The organism is Deinococcus aerophilus (assembly GCF_014647075.1).
Taxonomy (GTDB): domain Bacteria; phylum Deinococcota; class Deinococci; order Deinococcales; family Deinococcaceae; genus Deinococcus; species Deinococcus aerophilus.
In genome coordinates this window covers 1-17,971 of sequence record NZ_BMOM01000043.1, presented here as the reverse complement: position 1 = coordinate 17,971, position 17,971 = coordinate 1, and the positions used below count along the sequence as shown (strand labels likewise).

10 protein-coding genes and 2 pseudogenes are annotated in these 17,971 nt (G+C 68.1%); 7 read left to right on the top strand and 5 right to left on the bottom strand.

Going from position 1 to position 17,971, the window contains the following annotated elements:
- Window positions 1–110: 110 nt before the first annotated feature.
- On the bottom strand, window positions 111–4,199 hold the full coding sequence (locus IEY21_RS15490; RefSeq protein WP_188905248.1) for a binary toxin-like calcium binding domain-containing protein: 4,089 nt from the start codon (window positions 4,197–4,199) through the stop codon (window positions 111–113).
- Between the two features lie 1,035 nt (window positions 4,200–5,234).
- Here IEY21_RS15490 and IEY21_RS15485 point away from each other — a divergent pair.
- Complete coding sequence (locus IEY21_RS15485) at window positions 5,235–5,387, top strand: hypothetical protein (protein ID WP_188905247.1); 153 nt, start codon at window positions 5,235–5,237, stop codon at window positions 5,385–5,387.
- Here IEY21_RS15485 and IEY21_RS15480 read toward each other — a convergent pair.
- Together IEY21_RS15480 and IEY21_RS15475 are read right to left on the bottom strand one after the other, a co-directional pair.
- Window positions 5,366–6,505, bottom strand: a complete 1,140-nt coding sequence (locus IEY21_RS15480; protein WP_188905246.1) for a diaminopropionate ammonia-lyase — start codon at window positions 6,503–6,505, stop codon at window positions 5,366–5,368. The genes IEY21_RS15485 and IEY21_RS15480 overlap by 22 nt on opposite strands.
- A gap of 30 nt (window positions 6,506–6,535) precedes the next feature.
- Window positions 6,536–7,669: a M20/M25/M40 family metallo-hydrolase gene (locus tag IEY21_RS15475; RefSeq protein ID WP_188905245.1), complete on the bottom strand. Its 1,134-nt coding sequence runs from the start codon at window positions 7,667–7,669 to the stop codon at window positions 6,536–6,538.
- A 274-nt stretch (window positions 7,670–7,943) separates the two neighbouring features.
- On the opposite strand from IEY21_RS15475, the pseudogene IEY21_RS15470 reads away from it, so the two are divergent.
- A pseudogene (locus IEY21_RS15470) lies at window positions 7,944–8,687 on the top strand (MOSC domain-containing protein); the annotation flags it as partial.
- 56 nt (window positions 8,688–8,743) lie between these two features.
- On the opposite strand, the gene IEY21_RS16940 reads toward IEY21_RS15470, so the two are convergent.
- Window positions 8,744–9,516, bottom strand: a protein-coding gene (locus IEY21_RS16940; protein WP_229753165.1) for an IS5 family transposase whose coding sequence is annotated in 2 segments (ribosomal slippage) — window positions 8,744–9,177 and window positions 9,177–9,516 — 774 coding nt in all. Because the reading frame shifts where the segments join, the coding sequence is not laid out codon by codon here.
- A gap of 232 nt (window positions 9,517–9,748) precedes the next feature.
- On the opposite strand from IEY21_RS16940, the pseudogene IEY21_RS15460 reads away from it, so the two are divergent.
- Window positions 9,749–10,069 (top strand): annotated as a pseudogene (locus IEY21_RS15460) (beta-N-acetylglucosaminidase domain-containing protein); the annotation flags it as partial.
- Window positions 10,070–10,519: 450 nt separating this feature from the next.
- Here the strand turns inward: IEY21_RS15460 and IEY21_RS15455 are convergent.
- Complete coding sequence (locus IEY21_RS15455) at window positions 10,520–11,332, bottom strand: DeoR/GlpR family DNA-binding transcription regulator (RefSeq protein ID WP_188905242.1); 813 nt, start codon at window positions 11,330–11,332, stop codon at window positions 10,520–10,522.
- Window positions 11,333–11,715: 383 nt separating this feature from the next.
- Between IEY21_RS15455 and ptsP the strand changes: the two genes are divergently transcribed.
- From ptsP to queF, 4 genes are all read left to right on the top strand, one after another.
- Window positions 11,716–14,205 carry a phosphoenolpyruvate--protein phosphotransferase gene (gene ptsP / locus IEY21_RS15450; protein ID WP_188905241.1) on the top strand — a complete coding sequence of 830 codons (2,490 nt, stop codon included), beginning with the start codon at window positions 11,716–11,718 and terminating at the stop codon, window positions 14,203–14,205.
- A complete protein-coding gene (gene pfkB, locus IEY21_RS15445) occupies window positions 14,202–15,182 on the top strand; it encodes a 1-phosphofructokinase (RefSeq protein WP_188905240.1) in 981 nt (326 codons plus the stop codon). Before ptsP ends, pfkB begins: the two co-directional genes overlap by 4 nt.
- Window positions 15,183–15,280: 98 nt before the next feature.
- Window positions 15,281–17,095 carry a PTS fructose-like transporter subunit IIB gene (locus tag IEY21_RS15440; protein WP_188905239.1) on the top strand — a complete coding sequence of 605 codons (1,815 nt, stop codon included), beginning with the start codon at window positions 15,281–15,283 and terminating at the stop codon, window positions 17,093–17,095.
- 303 nt (window positions 17,096–17,398) lie between these two features.
- Window positions 17,399–17,887 carry a preQ(1) synthase gene (gene queF / locus IEY21_RS15435; protein ID WP_229753164.1) on the top strand — a complete coding sequence of 163 codons (489 nt, stop codon included), beginning with the start codon at window positions 17,399–17,401 and terminating at the stop codon, window positions 17,885–17,887.
- Window positions 17,888–17,971 lie beyond the last annotated feature (84 nt).

Below are 17,971 nucleotides of genomic sequence, written 5' to 3'. Positions count from 1 at the left end.
CCCAGAATCTGTGACTTCGACACTCCCAGATTCTCTCGGCTGGGAGCGCTTTGGCGTCGTTATGCAGGTGCAACTCCTGAGTAATACCATTTCAGGGATTGTGACCACGGTCAGACGAAGGAGACACTCTTCCCGATGGGCAGGGTTTGCCCGTCTTTGATGGCGACATTGCTCTTGCCGCTGGAGGCCACCGGGGTTCCATTGTCGCCGTTCTCGCCGGGGACACTGGCCCTCATGGTGAAGGAGAATTCACCGGGATCGGTGTCATCCTCGTCGCCCTCTCCATCACCATCTCTCAGGGCACGGATGGAAACCATCTCCACAGTCACCACCTGATCCATGACCAGGGGGCTGGTGCAACTGCCGGGGGTGACGCAGCGGGCCGCGTCCTCGGGATCGTTGGTTCCGTCACTGTCCGTATCCTTCATGCGGGGATCGGTCTTGCGCTGGAACTCGACATGGTCATCCCAGCCATCGCCGTCCGAGTCTTTCTGAATGGGTGAGGAGGTGACCGTTCTGGACGACTTGTCGCCCGTGGCTCCGGTGATCTCGACCGTCCATGAACCGGTGACTTCCGTTCTGTCATCCAGGGTGTCGCCGTCGGTGTCGCTGAGCAGCGGGCTGGTACCGTAGGGCACAGCGTTGCCGGGAGACGGCTGGGTGTATGTGCAGTTCTTGGCCTGCGCACAGGCCTGGACAAAGGCATTGAAACCGCTGAAGGTGGCGGGATCGAATTCCTGGTCATCGGTCAGGCCGTCGCCGTCCGTGTTGTTGCTCTGGGGATTGGTCTTGATCAGGTGTTCCAGCAGATCCGGCAGATGATCTCCGTCGCTGTCTGCGGCGTCGTTGTAGGACGTGAAGGTTCTGGATTGACCGTTGACGGTGCTGGCAAAGCCGTTCGTCTCGTCGTGGTCGGAAACCCCGTCCTCATCCGTATCCACGAATTTGCTGGCATCGGCCAGATTCGGATTCGAACCCAGCCGGCGCTCGAGGCCGTCGGTCAGACCGTCTCCATCGCTGTCCGGATCCAGGGCATTGCTCCTGACCACGGTCGGCGGACCCGGATCGTCCTTGCCGGCCTTGTAGCGCATGGTGAATCCGTTGATCTCTTCGGCGTCTGTGAGCCAGTCTCCGTCGGTGTCGCGCTTGCGTGGATCTGTTCCCAGGCGCTTTTCCTCGATGTCGGTCAGGCCGTCGTTGTCTGAGTCGGCTGTTCGGGGGTCCGAGAACGCTGTGTAGGGAGTCTGGCCCACCACATGGATCCTCCAGCCGGTGCGCACTTCTTCGGGGTCACTCAGGCCGTCGGCGTCGGTATCGCTTTCGGTGTCCTTGCTGCCGTACAGGGATTCCTCGGCGGCGAGCAGGCCGTCCTGATCCTGGTCGGCCTGATACGTCAGGATGACCGTGTCGCCCGCGTGGATCATGCGGTCGTCGAAGTCCACGTCCGGCTGAGACGGCAGGGTGGTGATCAGCGCCCACAGCTTGTGCCGGGACAGATCGTTGTTCACTCCGCCCAGACCAGTCAGGACGCTGCCGGCCTGGTTCGGGGCCGCGCCGGTCTGGTAGTTCAGCTTGAGCAGGGTGCGCAGGGCATACTTCATGCTGATACCCTGCGGCGCGCCCGTGACCGGATCGAAGGTGCTGGCCGTGGCCACGCGCCGGGTCAGCGTCCGGCCGTCGCCGTAGTCGATGGTGATCTCGGCGGTGCGGTCATAGGAATCACGGGAACTGAAGGCATAATTTCGCCCGGCCTCATCGGTCAGGTTGTAGTTCGCAGCCCGGAAGATCAGGCCGTGCGGTGCCCGCATCAGGTCTTCGACGGTCTTGGGGTACAGCGTGGTGTTGGCAAACAGGAACGGTCCGCGCTTGGACACCAGCGGGCCCAGGTTATACACCGCCCCCGGATTCTCCGAGGTCGGCGTGGCGACCGGAATCAGGCGGGTGCGGTCCGCGGGATCCTGCTGCAAGGCGGAGAGCTCCAGATCCTTGATCGTGTACGCCAGGTCACTGGCGTTGGCAATGCTGACGGCCACACGCATGGAGGCGCCGTCGAGCGTGCGCGTCACGTCCGAGCGGCTGTCGAAACTCTGGCTTCGGGCCACCGACTGGTTGTACGCACGGTTGGCTGAGGCGCTGGATTCGGCCGACGTGGTGGCGCTGGTTTCGGCCGTGTTCTCATTGACGTGCCCGTACTCGGCCGTTACCTCGACGCCGGGATCCGCCGAGATCGAGGCCGAGACACCCATCGAGATCGAGTGGGAGATCATCGTCGCCAGTGAACTGGAGCGGCTGCTCGCATAGGTGTTGTTCGAGCCCTGTTCCAGGGTGGCGCTGGTGCTGCTGTCGACCTGGGTGGCCTTGCCGGTCGAATCGGTGTAGCTGTAGCGCTCGTCGAGGGTCAGGGAGATGGCGCCCGTATCAATCTGGACCTGGGGCAGATCCGAGATCAGCGGATTGCGCTTGCCCGAGGTGGCCTCGTCTCCGTCCTTGAACTGGTCACCATCGGTGTCGTCCAGAATCGGCGAGGTTCGGTACATGTTGACTTCCAGCGCGTCGTTGAGCCCATCACCGTCACTGTCCTGGTCGGCGGCGTCGGAGAGGAACAGGTTGGACTCCTCATTGTCGCCCAGGGTGTCGCCGTCGGTGTCCAGGGACCGGGGGTCCAGGCCCAGCGCCATCTCGTCACGGTCATTCAGGCAAATGCCCTGAAGCTCTGCCTTGCGCGCACAGTCGCCGTCGGTATCCGGATTAAAAGGATCGCTGGTCACCTCACGCTGAACCACCTGCCCGTTGGCCAGCCGCACGCTGATGGTCCAGCCCGCCTGCTCCACGCTGTCCGGAAGTCCATCGCCGTCACTGTCCTGCCCTGTCCCAGACGGGGAGATTCCCCGGAACACCGGCTTGCGCCGGTTGTTGCCCGTGGTGGTGTCGATCACGTTGCCGCTCAGGTCACGGATGTTCGCCGCGCTGAGTTCGTACTGGATGGGGGCCTGCTCCAGCGTGGTCAGCGTCACGCTGCGCTGATCGGAGGACAGCGTGGCGGCGGTGACTTTGAGCACCGAGGCTGCGCCGGCCGGCTGCATGCTCGCGGCACCCAGCACACTTCCCTGAATGGTGTAGTGGGCCGGGTTTTCTGCGCCGTCTTCGCCCGCTCCTCCCCTTACCGGTTCACTGAAGGTCACCACCACCTGGGTGGGGGAAGTGGCCTGCAGGGACTGCACGGTCGGCGGAGTTTGGTCTGCAGTGCCCGTGCCGGCAAACGTCAGGGGGCCGGCGGCCTCCAGGGCGTTGTCTGAAGCGTCGGTCAGCCCCTGGACCTGCACGCGGTAGATTCCGGGCTGTTGCAGATCGGTCGTGAGCCGCACCGCGGTCCTGAATTCGTCGGTAAAGGTGGCCTGCTTGACCCCGAGGAGCACGCCCGTTTCACTGCGGATCACGAAATTTCCCGGCTGCGGCGCCGTGACCGGTTCGCTGAAGCGCACCACCACCGTCATGCGGTCGGAAACCGAAACGTCAACGGCACGCGGGGGCACCACATCCGGGGTGCCCATACCGGTGAAGGTCACGCCTCCCGGCTGGATCAGTCCCAGATCGCGGGTCATCATTCCGGCAGCTTCAAGCCGGTAGGCGGTGTTGTGCTGCTGGCTGGTGGTGAGCAGCACGGCGCTCTTGTCGGCGCTGAGTTTGGCCGCCGTCACGTTGAGGTCGCCGATGCGGTAGAGACCGGGTTGCTCGGACACGGCAGCGAGTGCCGCGGCGTCCCCCCGGGAGCCGGCAAAACGCAGCAGCACCTGGGTGGAGTTGAGCGGGGTGACCTCGGTCAGGGCGGGCGGCTCCACGTTGGACGACGCGAGGGTAACCGGCGCCGCGCCCCCGCGCAGCAGGGTCAGCTGCCCGGTGGGTTGCGTGGAGGTGGCCAGCACCGCCTGCCGGGTCCCCGGAATGGGGAACACGCCCTGAAGGCTCAGCTCGCTGCCGTCCGGACGTTTCAGATGATATTGCGCCGGATTCAGCGCGGCTGCGTCGGGCTCCGCCGAGAAGGTGAGCAGGACCGAAGCGTTGTTGGTGGCCACTGCCGCGGTCAGAGCCACCTTGCTGGTATTGACCGGCGGCGCGGTGACTGCGGGGCTCTCCTGTCCGCAGCCGATTAGCAGCGAGGCAGAGAGGAGAAGCGTGATGAGGGATGATCCACGGGTCATGTGATCTCCTACTTGCAGCGCAGCAGGACTGCGCCACTTGTATGAGGGAAGCGCATGGTTAGACGTTGAACGGACTGTCTTAACGTCAAGCTCGCGTGTTGATCGGATCAGAGATCGACGACAAAGCGCTTCTACTTGGCTTCTACTTGGCAGGTGACGTGAGATTAGCCTAAGGAACCACTGAGAAGCAACCCCGATGTCATGAAGCCAAAGCGTCCATCACCTTCTCTCCTTGGCGGTGCCGTGGCGCACAGGGCGCCACCAGATGGAAGGACTTCCGAGCGAAGCTGCGGACTGAACAGCACTTTCAACAACGGAAGCGGCGTGTCTGTCAATGGATACGAACCACCGGGCCGCCCCAGGGCAAGTGTCGAAATTGCCGTCCACAGGAGCTGTGAACGCTGCCCGAGACGCCTGAACACCGGGAGGGGGCTGCTGGGCTGTACCACCCGACAAGTGGTGGCAGATACGGTCCGCCTTCACCTCACAATGGTTCGCCACGACCCCAGATTTGGTGGGGACCTGAGCCGCTCCCAGACACTGGCCCAGGTCAGTTTGGAGTCTCCGACGGGCCGCATCACGCGGTGACGCGGGTGACCCCGACCCTAGAAATCAGGAAGAACCACCATGCACGATATCCAGCTCACTGGCCACGCCATCGCCCGCTTTCAGGAACGCTTTGTCGGGAATCTCGGCCGGCTGTTGCGCCGGCAGGGCGCGGCTGTACGCCCTCGGGGGGACGCACCCCGTCGTGCAGGAGCGCGCGCTCGTGACCGTCTCCCGCCCCAACCCCCTGCCCCCCCACCGACGACCTGTGGTGCGTGTCGTGACACGTCATGTGCGGTCACACCGGACACGCCGCCCGTCCCGGCACCTTGTACCTTGTGCAGAAGCACGGCGCGTCCCTGGGCGGTTACCTGCTCACCACCTCCGGCGGGGTGATGCGCCGCGGGTCGCCCGTGCTGGGCGGAGCGCTGCTGAAGCGGGTCCGCGTGCACATCCGGGGGGGGCTGGCCGGCCCGCTGGCACGAGCCGGTGTTTGGGGCGCTGCTGCTGGCACTGGAACACGTGGGGGCAACCGTGAACGGCACCGTGTTCCGGCGGCTGGAGCAGACCTGCCCGGACGAGGCGCTGTTCCTGACCAGACGCCGTCACGGCCGCCCCGTTCACCCCAGGATTCGCGCGTAGGCCTGCGGGTCGGTCGCTCCCTCGGTGGAGACGATCAGGACACGGCTGTGGGGGGTCAGGTCCAGTGCGTCCCGGTGTCGCCGGGCGTCCGGTCCGGTGAGGAGTGCAATCAGGCCGCCCGCACCCGCCGCGCCGCTCTCGCCGGACACCACGCCGTCGGCGGCCAGCATCCGCATGGCGTCTTCGGCGCGGGCGTCGGGAATGGCAACCGAGGCGTTCAGGCCATCCCGCAGCAGCGGCCAGGCCAGCGGTGAAACCGTGCCGCAGTTGAGGCCGGCCATGATCGAGGGATGCGGCCCCGGCGTCTCGACGGGCTGGCCCGCCTGCAACGAACGCAACACGCAGTCGGCGTGCAGAGGCTCGACGCCCACCACACGTGTCGGCATGTCAGCGGCGCGGTAATGGCGCACCACGGCGGCGGCCAACGATCCGACGCCCATCTGCACGGCCACCACATCCGGCGGCGGGGCGTGCCGGGCGGCCAGCTGCGCGTCGATTTCCAGGAAGATGGTGCTGTATCCCTCCACCACCCAGCCGGGCACACGGGTGTAGCCGTCCCAGGCCGTGTCACTGATCACCACGTGCCGCCCATCTGCCCGCTCGGCGGCGGCCATCACCGCCTCGTCATAGGAGCCGTGGATGATCTGCAACCTCGCTCCCTCGCCCACAATCGCCCTCTGCCGGGCCTCCACCATGTCCTGCGGCACCAGAATATGGGCCTGCAGCCCCAGCCAGCCGGCCACGCGCGCCACGGCGCGGCCGTGGTTGCCGTCTGTCGCGGCCACCAGAACCAGCGGCAGGTGTGGGCGCAGCTGGGCCGCCAGACCGTCCAGGGTCGTCCAGGGTTCAAACGGTCCGAAGAGGGTTTCCAGCTCCCGGTAGGTGGCCCACGACGCCCCCAGAATCTTGTAGGCAGGCAGCTCCAGACGGTGAGACTCGTCCTTGACCCACACCTCGCCGACGCCCAGCGCCGCCGCCAGATGCGGGGCAGAAACGAGCGGTGTGGGCGCGTAGCCCGGCAGTCTGCGGTGAAAATCCAGCACTTCCGGCCGGGTGTGCGGGGCAAAGGTCTGGGCGTGGGGATGAAGATAGACGTGGGAGGTTTCAGAGGCGGTCATGGGGCCCTCCTGCAAGGTGGACGTGCGGAATCACGCACAGAATTCGGCGATGGTGGCACTCAGAATCTCGTGGCATTGCTCGGCAGAGGCCAGGTCCACCCATTCCTCGCTGGCGTGTGCCCCCGCACCGCTGGGGCCGAAGACCACGGTGGGAATGCCTGCCGCCGCCAGCAGGGCCGAGTCCATCCAGAAGCTCAGGCCCATCTGGGCCGGCGCCTGACCCAGCACGCGCCCGGCCTGCCGGGACAGCAGGCCGACGATGGGCGCGTCTGCGGGCACGCTCAGGGGTTCGCGGGTCAGCAGCAGGCGGTGCTCGGCCCGGAAACCGGGATCTGCTTCCAGCCGCCTGAGCAGCCGGTCAAGTTCGGCCTCCACGTCCTGTGGGGTCTCGCCGGGCAGGGTGCGCCGCTCCAGATGCAGGGTGCAGCGCTCCGGATAGCTGGACAGTTCCTGGCCGCCGGAAATCAGGGAGGCGTGCAGCGAGCCGTGGCCCAGCAGGGGATGGGCGGAGCACAACGTCAGCTCGCGTCCCAGCGCTTCGAGCTCCACGAGCACCCGGCCCATGTGGGCAATGGCGTCCTGCCCCAGATCCGGGCGCGAGCCGTGGGCGGCGTGTCCCCGGGTGGTGAGCTCGTGCCAGGTAAAGCCCTTGTGGGCCACGCACAGCTGCAAGCCTGTGGGCTCGGTGACGATGGCGGCGTCGGCCCGCACCTTCTTCAGCACCGACTGCGTACCGATGCTCGCGTGCTCCTCGTCGGCCACGGCGGTCAGGATCACGTCGCCGCGCAGCGTCATCCCCCGGGCGTCCCGCAGGGCCAGCAGGCAGGCGGCCAGCCCCGCCTTCATGTCGTAGGTGCCGCGCCCGTACATCCTTCCGCCGCGGATGGTGGGCGTCAGCGCCGCGGGCATCTCTGCCAGCCCCACCGTATCCAGGTGGGCATTGAGCAGCAGCGTCTGACCTCCACCGCTGCCCCTGACCCGCGCAATCACGCTGGGCCGGCCCGGCGCGGCCAGATCCAGCTCTGCCGGAATACCGTGCCGCGTCAGCCAGGCGAGCACAAAACCGGCGATCTCGACTTCGCCGGCTCCGTCAGGGACCAGCGCTGGATTCACGGAGTTCCGGCGTACCAGCTCGGCCAGCAACTCGGGCAGGCTTTCGTCCATGCCGTCAAGCTAGCACCGGCCGGTCAGGTGGCCTCCTGACGCGAAGATGCCCGTTTCCAGGTATGCCCGGTCCCTGGCCGGCGAACAGGACTGCAGCCAGCTTCTCGGGAGACCATTGACGGCACGCTGCGCCCCGAAGAGGTGCTGTGGGGACTCGGAACGGGGTGGCAGCCCAGCATTCCTTGCGACAGAATGGGCAGCGCAGCTTTGGAGCGCCTGAACCGGCAGGCACGCTCGGGAGTTCCCTCCACCTGATCTTCACAAGGCCCCCTTCATGACCACGCCGCCTCCCACTCCCAGCCCCCCAACCGTCCGCGCCCTGTACATCTACCCGATCAAGTCAGCGGGGGGTGTTGCACTGCAGCACTCTGAACTCGGGCCGCGTGGCCTGAACCACGACCGCCGCTGGATGGTCACCGACGCGGCGGGACGGCCCGTGACCCAGCGGGAGTTTTCCAGGATGCGCCTGATCGAGGTGGCACTGACCGGTGGGGGCCTGAGCGTCCGGGCTCCCGGCATGCCGCCGCTGAGCGTGCCGTGGCAGCCGCAGGGCGAGCCCCGCGCGGTGGACATGTGGGGCGATGCGCTGAGCGGCGTTACCGTCTCGGCGGAGGCGACGGCCTGGATCAGCGCGTATCTGGGCGGCACCTTCGATCTGGTGTATCTGCCGGACGACGCCCAGCGCTGGCAGCCGCGCGACCGGCCCTTCCATTCCCTGCTGAGCTTCGTGGACGGCAACCCCTTTCACCTGATCGGCGAGACGTCGCTGGCCGAGTTCAACCGGCACCTGAGCCGCCCGGTGGGACATGCCGAGTTCCGTCCGAATGTGGTGATCGGCGGCGCTCAGGCGTATGCCGAGGATTTCTGGCGGCGCATCCGCATCGGCACGGTGGCGTTTGAAGTCGTGGAGAGCTGTGCCCGCTGCGCCGTCGTGAACGTCCTGCCGGACGGCACGCGCGGGACCGAGCCGCTGCGGGCGCTGGCGCAGGTACGCCGTCACGGGCAAGCCGCCGTGTTCGGCCAGCATCTGGTGCAGGACGCGCCCGATACCGACCGGATGGGCCGGCTTCGAGGTCATCCGGAAATTAGGCGAAGCAGGATGACAATGCAGGCCAGCAGAACCATCCCCAGGAAGTTCTGTGACTTGATCTCGTCGCGGGTACGGACACGACGGAAGCTCTGGAGCCATGCGATCGTCCGCTCCACCTTCCAGCGCCGCTTATAGCGGCGCAGTGGCCTGCCATCCTGGGTTTTTCGTCGATTCCGGCGATTGGGCGCGATCATCGAAATCCCAAGTGCCGCCAGTTCGGCGTCCAAGCCATCGCTGTCATACGCTTTATCTCCAATCAAGCACTTCGGAAAATCCATCCCAAAGGAATCATCGAGAGTGGCGTGGACCAGCTTCACTTCGGCGGGACGGGTACTGCAAGTATGCACCGCGAGTGGCACGCCATTCGCGTCCACCATGATCATGATCTTGGTGCCCTTTCCCTTCTTGGTGGGACCGACATCTGCGCCCCTTTTTTTGCGGCACTGAACGTGCCGTCGATAAATGCTTCTCGGAGATCGAGGAGCTGCAGCTCCTCGATCATCTCGTACAGCGCGGCCAGGATGGCTGGAAACACGCCCTGTTCGTTCCACTCCTGAAAGCGGGCATGACACGTGGTCTTGGAAGGGTACTCACCTTTGGGAAGAGCATCCCATTGTGCCCCGGTCCGCAAGACCCAGAGGATGCCGTCCAGAACCTCACGATCTGGACGGCGAGGCCGTCCTCGTTTGGTCCGCTTGACGGGTCGAGGAAGAAGAGGTGTCAGGACGGCCCACTGATCGTCGTTCAGCCGCATCACAGGAGTGTGCCGCCTTCTCGGGCGGCACACTGTCATCGAATTTCCGGATGATCTCTTCATGTGGGAGACGCCGTGCAGGTGATTGAGGCCGCGCAGACCGTCAACCCGGTCTATCCGTGAACGCCAATGGGGGGGCCTGCCGGTCCAGAAAGGAGGGTGGATGACTGTCCCGCCCATCCTCGGTGTGATCGAGGGGTTGTAAGAACGTCCATAGACGCCAGCCCAGCGCGGGCGGCTGCTCGGGTGCATGGCGCAGTGGGGAATGAACACCCATCTGTACGCTTCCAAGGACGACCCCTGGCACCGGCAACGCTGGCGTGAGCTCCATCCGGCGGCCGAGGCGGCGGCGCTGCGTGACCAGGCTCCCGACGCCCGCCAGCACGGCGTCCGCTTCGTGTACGCTCTGGCTCCCGGCCTGGATCTGAACTGGGCCGGGTCCGGGGACCGCCGCGCCGTGGCCGGGAAACTTGCCGGCGTGCAGCGGCTGGGCGCGGAGTCACCTCGCGGGGCAACGACGGCCCAGCGATTTCAGGTACTGGGGCGGCCTCGCTGACCGCCTGATGGGGCTACTGACTGGGCACACCCGTCCCAGGGGTGGAGCCCGGGCAGGTCTTCGGACATCTGCCGTGGCCTGAGTCTTTTTAGATCCGACCTGATCTCCCGGAGTGCCCGGACCGATTCGCTCTCCGTCACGCCAGGGTGCGGCCGCGGCGTGCCCTTTGGGCCGACCTGCGCCGTTATGGTCGCCGCCTGACGGTCTGTACGGCCACGGCAATCTCCGGACCCAGCAACGCCGGATCGCGGACTTTAACCGGCGCGGCCGCGCTCGGGTAGACGCCGCCCACCAAGCACCGGTCCTCGATGGAAACGCCACCGCGCGCCCTATGGCCCTGAGATGGCTATGTGATGGGTGAATGTCCCCTCAGGCGCGAGAAATGACCACGGGTTGCCCCCACAAGCTCAGGTTCTGGGCACCTGGCACGCCCCCGTACCGGAACCGCCGTCAGCGGACGTCGTCCCTGGCGCTTCCCGGCCCGGTCTGGCCCGCACGCGCGGCATCGACCACCTGCACTCCGGCGGCCTCGAACGCGGCCTTCGCAGCGGCCGGGGCGTGGTCGGTGACCCAGGCGGCCACGTCTTCCAGCGCCGCGAAGGTGGCGAAGCCGGCGTGTCCCCACTTGCTGTGGTCGGCGATCAGCACACTGCGGCGGGCGCGGCGCATGATGGCCGTCTTCTGCTGCGCCTCGACCAGGTTGCTGTTGGTCAGGCCCCGTTCGGGGTCGATGCTCGTGCAGCCCACCAGAAACACGTCGTAGGAATAACGCTCGGCGGCGGCCAGGGCGTCAGGCCCGGTCAGGCTGTAGGTCGAGCCGTAGACCTCGCCCCCCACCACATACAGAGGGCACTCGCCGTTGAGTTCATATGCCACGTCCAGGCCGTGGGTGACCACCCGCAGCGTCCGGGTCAGCGCCGGGACCTGGCGCAGCGCCTGCGCGACGTGCCGGGCGGTGGTCCCCGCGTCGATATATACCGTCTGCCCCGGACGCAGCAGGTCCACGGCGGCCCCGGCAAGTTGGGCCTTCCCCCCCTGTTCGCGGTGCTGGCGGTCGCGGTAGTGCTGGTCCTGGCTTGCCAGCGCTGCCCCGCCATGCACCTTGCGCACCAGCCCGCGCCGGGCCAGCACGTCGAGGTCGCGCCGGGCGGTCGCGCCGCTGATGCCCAGATGTTCGGTCAGCGCCACCGTGCGCACGGTGCCCTGGCGGGCCAGCAGATCGAGAATGCGGCTCAGGCGTTCCTCGGCGAGGGGGGCGGTCATGTGAACCCATGCTAGCGCAGCCGGCGGAATTGCTCAAATCTGCTCAGCACTCCGCTTTTAGTCGCGAACCCGCGCGGCACCCACCACCTTCCCGGTCGGCTGAGGACACGTGTCCTCAACGATGTCCGTCCACGGACCGTCATTCCAATAGAACAGCATTCTGTCGTTCCAGAAGTACTCTCCGTCCACATGCCACCTTTACGGGAGACAGTGCCATCGCGCGACTGATCCCTTTCACCTTCAGGAACCTTCCCGGACTTGCATCCTTCCTCCGGATTGCTTATGATCTGAATTGCTCAAAATTGATCATAAATCTTCAAATTCACACAGGTCAGCAGTGACCGCATGCGGCCCGGCAGCGTGGTCGCCCAGGGAGGGCAGGAATGATCGATCTTCCGCAGCAACTGATTCGGCTGGGTGCCCAGGCGGGCAGCAAGGCCGACGCCATCACGCAGGTCGCCGCGCTGCTGTCGGCCGCCGGCAAGGTCGCCCCGGACTACGTGCAGGGCATGCACGCGCGGGAGGAGCAGGCCAACACCTACCTGGGCCTGGGCATTGCCATTCCCCACGGCACGCCCGAGACGCGCGGCCTGATTCACGAGACGGGCCTGGCGGTCTTGCAGGTGCCGCAGGGCGTGGCGTGGGGCGAGGGCGGCGAGACGGTGCGCCTGGTGGTGGGCATCGCCGCCGCGAGCGATGAACATCTGGACATCCTGCGCCGGCTGACCCGGGTGCTCGCCGACGAGAAGCTGGTGGAAAAACTCTCCACCACGGCTGACCCGGCCGACATTCAGGAGGCCCTGACCGGCGAGCGGCCCGCCGACGCCGCCCCCGCCGCCCGCGACCTGCCCTATTCGGCCCAGGTCACGCTGCCCAATCCGCTGGGCATGCATGCGCGGCCCGCGACCGGGCTGGCGAACCTGGTGCGTTCGCGCGGGGGCCGGGTGCGGCTCCGGCGCGACTCGGGCGAGAGCGCCGACGCCACCCGGCTGATGGAAGTGCTCGCCCTGGGTCTGACGCGCGGCACCCCGCTGACCGTGAGCGCGGACAACCCCGATACGTTGAGCGCGGTAACCGACGCGATCCGTGCGGGACTGGGAGACGACCTCAGCGCTCCCGTGGACCACCCGGCCCCCCGCCGCGAACCCGAGTGGGTACCGCAGACGGTCGGAGCGACGGTGGAGGGAGTGGCGGCCGCCGACGGGCTGGTGGTCGGCGTGACCCGGCAGCACGCGCCGCGGCCGCTGGAGGTGCGCGACGAACCCGGTGATCCGGCACAGGACGCCGCCCGCCTGGACGACGCGCTGGCCGCCGCCCACGCCGAGCTGGACATCCTGATCGAGGAGGTGGGCGCCCGCTTCGGCGCCGACAAGGGTGCCATCTTCCGCGCCCACCAGGAGCTGCTCGCCGACGACGGCACCGTGCAGGACGCAGTGGGGCGCGTGCTGGACGGCCACGGGGTGGCCTGGGCCTACCAGTCTGCGACCGGCGAACGCATTGCGCAGCTGCAGAAACTCGATGACCCCACCCTGGCCGCCCGCGCCGCCGATCTCGGTGACGTGCAGCGGCGGGTGCTGCGCCACCTGCTCGGGCTTCAGGAACCCGAGGTGCATCCGGGCGGACCGGTGATCCTGCTCGCCCCCGACCTGACCCCCAGCGACACGGCGCGGCTGGGCCCGGGAACCCTGCTCGGCTTCGTGACCGCACAGGGCGGCCCAACCAGCCACACCGCGATCATCGCGCGGGGACTGGGACTGCCGGCGGTGGTGGCGGCGGGCAGCGGCGTGCTGGAGGTACCCGACGGCACCCCCGCGATCCTGGACGGCGTGGCAGGGCGGCTGTACCTGAACCCCTCGGAGGCGGACGTGCAGTCGGCCCGCGAGCGCCAGGGCGTATTGGAACGGGAGCGCGAGGCCGCACGCGCCGCCCGCTTCGAGCCGGGGGCGACCCGCGACGGCACACGGATCGAGGTCGCCGCCAACATCAACCGCGCCGCCGACGCCCTGCCCGCCCTGGAGGCCGGGGCGGAGGGCGTGGGGCTGATGCGCACCGAGTTTCTGTTTCTGGAGCGCGACAGCGTACCGGACGAGGACGAACAGGAACGCGAGTACCGGGCCATGGCCCGGGCGCTGGAGGGCCGGCCCCTGATCATCCGCACGCTGGACATCGGCGGCGACAAGGAGGTGCCGTACCTGGGCCTGGCCCGCGAGGACAACTCGTTCCTGGGCCTGCGCGGCATCCGGCTGTGCTTCGAGCGCCCCGACCTGTTCCTGCCGCAGTTGCGGGCGGTGGCGCGGGTGGCGCGGGATCACCCCAACGTCCACCTGATGTTCCCCATGGTCTCCACCCTGGAAGACTTTCGCCGCGCCCGCGCGATCTTCGAGGACGTGCGCCGTGAACTCGGTGCCCCCGAGGTGCCGCTGGGCGTGATGATCGAGGTGCCCTCGGCGGCCCTGATCGCCGGCGCGCTGGCCGCCGAGGTGGATTTTTTCAGTGTGGGCACCAACGACCTGACCCAGTACACCCTGGCGATGGACCGCCTGCACCCGCAGCTGGCCCACCAGACCGACGCGATGCACCCCGCCGTGCTGCAGCTGATTCACCTCACGGTGCAGGCCGCCGAGCGCCACGGCAAGTGGGTGGGCGTCTGCGGCGGCGCGGCAGGCGACGAGGTGGGCGCACTGATGCTCGCGGGACTGGGGGTGCGCGAACTCTCGGTGAGCACGCCGCAGATCGCCGGCGTCAAGGCCGCCCTGCGCGGGCGCACGCTGAGCGATCTGCAGGCCCTGGCCCGGCAGGCCCTGACCCAGTCCAGCGCCGGGGCGGTGCGCGCCCTGGTGCGTCCGCAGGAGCCACAGGAGGCGGGCGCATGACTGCGGCGTCCCCGGCCCCAGTGGCCACCCTGACCGTCAACCCCGCGCTGGACCTCACCGTGCGTGCCGACGGCTGGCGCCGCGGCGAGGTCAACAGCGGGCAGGCCTTCCAGCTGGACGCCGGCGGCAAGGGGGTGAACGTAGCCGCCTTCCTGGCCGACTGGGGGATGGCAGTCACGGCGACCGGATTGCTGGGCGAGGACAATGCACAGGCCTTTGAGGCGCTGTTCCGGGCCAAGGGCATGCGTGACGCCTTTGTGCGGGTCCCCGGCGCGACCCGCGTCGGCATCAAGCTGGTCGACGGCGCCGCGCAGCAGACGACCGACATCAACCTGCCGGGGCTGGCCGCCACCGCGCCGGCGTTGCAACAGTTAGAAGGCCGCCTTGACGACCTGATGGCCGACCACACCACGTTCGTGCTGGCCGGCAGCCTGCCGCCGGGCGTGGACGCCGGTTTCTACGCCCGGCTGGTTGCCCGGCTGCGCGCGGCGGGCCGCTTCGTGGCCCTGGACACGAGCGGCGCGGCCCTGAGCGCGGTCCTGGCGGCGAACGTGCTGCCCGACGTGATCAAACCCAACCTGCAGGAGCTGGAGGCGGCGCTGGGGCGCCCCCTGGACAGCGAGGCGCAGGTCCTGGCCGCTGCCCGCGACCTGCTGCGGCGGGGCGCCCACATGGTCGCCGTCTCGCAGGGCGAACGCGGGGCCCTGTTCGTGAGCGGCGGGGAAGCCGTGCGCGCCCGCCCCCCCCGCGTGAAGGTCCAGAGCACCGTGGGTGCGGGAGACGCGATGGTGGCGGGTCTGCTCTCGGCCCACGCCGACGGACTGGGCCTCGCCGACGCCGCGCGCCGCGCCACCGCCTTCAGTCTGGGCGCGGTCACCCGCCTCGGCGCCCACCTGCCGCCGCGCACCGAACTGGACGCCTTCGCCGCGCAGGTCACGGTGGAGGACGTCCGCGAAGGGGTGGAGCAGAGAGGCTGAGCGGCACCCACCCTTCGTTTCTCTGCCTCCCCCGGTCTGTCCGCCTTCCCATTCCCACCGCTTTTCCCGGCCCCATCCCATTTCCCGGAGGTTTTTTCATGGCTCATCTGGTTGCCGTTACCGCCTGTCCCACCGGCATCGCCCACACCTTCATGGCCGCCGAGGCGCTGCGGCGCGCGGCCCAGGCCTCGGCCCACTCCCTGCGGGTGGAAACGCGGGGCGGGGTCGGTGCCCAGGATCCCCTGACGCCCGACGAGATCGCCGCGGCCGACGCGGTGATTCTCGCCGCGGACGTGGAGGTGGACGAGGCGCGGTTCGCGGGCAAACGCGTCGTGCGTGCCAGCACCACCGAGGCCATCCGGAACGCGGCGGACCTGATTGCCCAGGCAGCCGGTCAGGAGGCCCCAGACGCCGCCTCTCCGGTCACGGCGGGCGCTGCCACCCCAGTGCCCACCGCCCCGGCCTCCAGCGTGGTCGGCGTCACCTCCTGCCCCACCGGCATTGCCCACACCTTCATGGCCGCCGAGGGCCTGGAAAACGGCGCCCGGGCGCTGGGTCTGCGCGTCAAGGTGGAAACCCAGGGCAGCGTGGGCGCGGGCAATCCGCTCACCGCGCAGGACATCGCGCAGGCGGACGTGGTGATCATCGCGGCAGACACCAACGTCGACCTCTCACGCTTCGTGGGCAAACGGGTGTACCAGACCGGCACCAAGCCCGCCATCAGCGGCGGACAGGCGCTGGTGCAGCGTGCCCTGACCGAGGCGACGGTCTACGGCGCGGCGGGGGCAACGGGAACTGGCGCAGCCGACGGAGATTTCGTGGCGCAGGCGGGCGCGGCCAAGGCGGCCAGGAACGCGGGCGTGCCCAGCGCCTACAAGCACCTGATGACCGGGGTCTCGCACATGCTGCCCTTCGTGGTGGCGGGGGGGCTGCTGATTGCGCTGGCCTTCGCCTTTGGAGGCATCAATCCGCCTCCCGGCAGCTTCGGGGCGGCGCTGAGCCAGATCGGCGGCGGTACCGGCGCCTTCGGTCTGTTCATTCCGGTGCTCGCCGGCTACATCGCCTTTTCCATTGCCGACCGCCCCGGCCTCGCTCCCGGCATGATCGGCGGCCTGCTCGCCCTGGGGGGGGGCAGCGGCTTTCTGGGCGGACTGGTTGCGGGATTCCTGGCCGGCTACGTCACCCGCTGGCTCAATCAGGGCATCCGGCTGCCGCGCACGCTCGAGGGCCTCAAGCCCACGCTGCTGCTGCCGCTGCTCGGCACGGCCATCACCGGGTTGCTGATGATCTATGTGGTGGCCCGCCCGGTCGCCGCCGCCCTGGATGCGGCCACCGCGTGGCTCCAGGGGCTGGGCAACACCTCGGCCAGCGTGCTGGGGGCCATTCTGGGCGCCATGATGGCCTTTGACATGGGGGGGCCGATCAACAAGGCCGCCTACACCTTCTCGGTGGGCCTGCTCGGCTCGCAGGTCTACGGACCGATCGCCGCAGCGATGGCCGCCGGCATGACGCCGCCGCTGGCGCTGTTCTTCGCCACCCTGTTCTTCAAGAACCGCTTTACCCGCGACGAGCGCGAGGCGGGCAAGGCCGCCGGGGTGCTGGGACTGTCGTTCATCACTGAAGGGGCCATTCCCTTTGCGGCGCGCGATCCCCTGCGCGTGATCCCGGCGCTGATGATCGGCTCGGCGGTGGCCGGCGCGATCAGCATGGCGGCCGGCTGCCTGCTGCGCGCCCCGCACGGCGGCCTGTTCGTGCTGTTCATTCCCAATGCCGTGGTCAACCTGCCCATGTACATCGTGGCGATTCTGGTCGGCACCGCGGTCAGCACCGGCCTGCTGGGGCTGCTGAAAAAGCCCGTGCTGGAAGCACCCGCCATCTCGAACGTGGAGGTCACGAGCCCGGCCACCGACTGAGCCGGTGGACCCAGCGTCAGCGTCCTTCACGGCGGGCGGCTCCTGTTTGGGGCCGCCCCCGCTCTTGTTTCTTCTGGCTGCACCCCGGCCCAGAGCAGGTCGGGGAGCACAGGACCCTCTGGAGGCACCACACCCTCAGCCGCCCGTCCCAGACGAACGTCATTGCGCCGCTGCCCTCAGGCCCCGATACTGTGCGGGTGAGGCCGATCCTGCTCCGAGACCGGGGAAGGAAAACGCCCGCTTCAATCAGGATGACCTGTGCCGTCATCCCGGGTGCCGCCGGCGCCCGACTGAGGAGACATCATGACGAGAACACACGAGGGAGCGGATATGGCCGCTCCGCAGAACCCTGGCTTTGACCGCCGCTACGACGTGCAGGACCTGAGCGCCATCGACGTGGCGGTGCTCGGTACCTTTCCACATCTCCGCGAGGACGATCCGGTGCGGTATCCGGGCGAGCCGATGCAGATCGAGATCATCACCGACGAGTTCAGCCCGGTGTGCCCGTGGAGCGGCCTGCCCGATTTCGGCCGGCTGGAGATCCGCTACCTGCCGCGTGAGTCGTGCGTGGAACTCAAGAGCCTGAAGTACTACCTGACCAGCTACCGCTTCGTGGGCATCTACCACGAACACGCCACCCGGCGCGTTCTGGCCGATCTGGTGCAGCTGCTCGATCCACTGAGCATGGAGATCCGCTGCGACTACGGCATGCGCGGCGGCCTGAACACCATCTGCACCGTGCGCTACTCGGCCCCCGACCACGTGGCGGCCCCGCCGTCCCAGGGCCGCTGAGGTGCCCTGGACCCTCACGTCCGAGTTCACTTTCGACTCGGCGCACGTCATCACCGGCTACGACGGTCCGTGTGGACGCCTGCA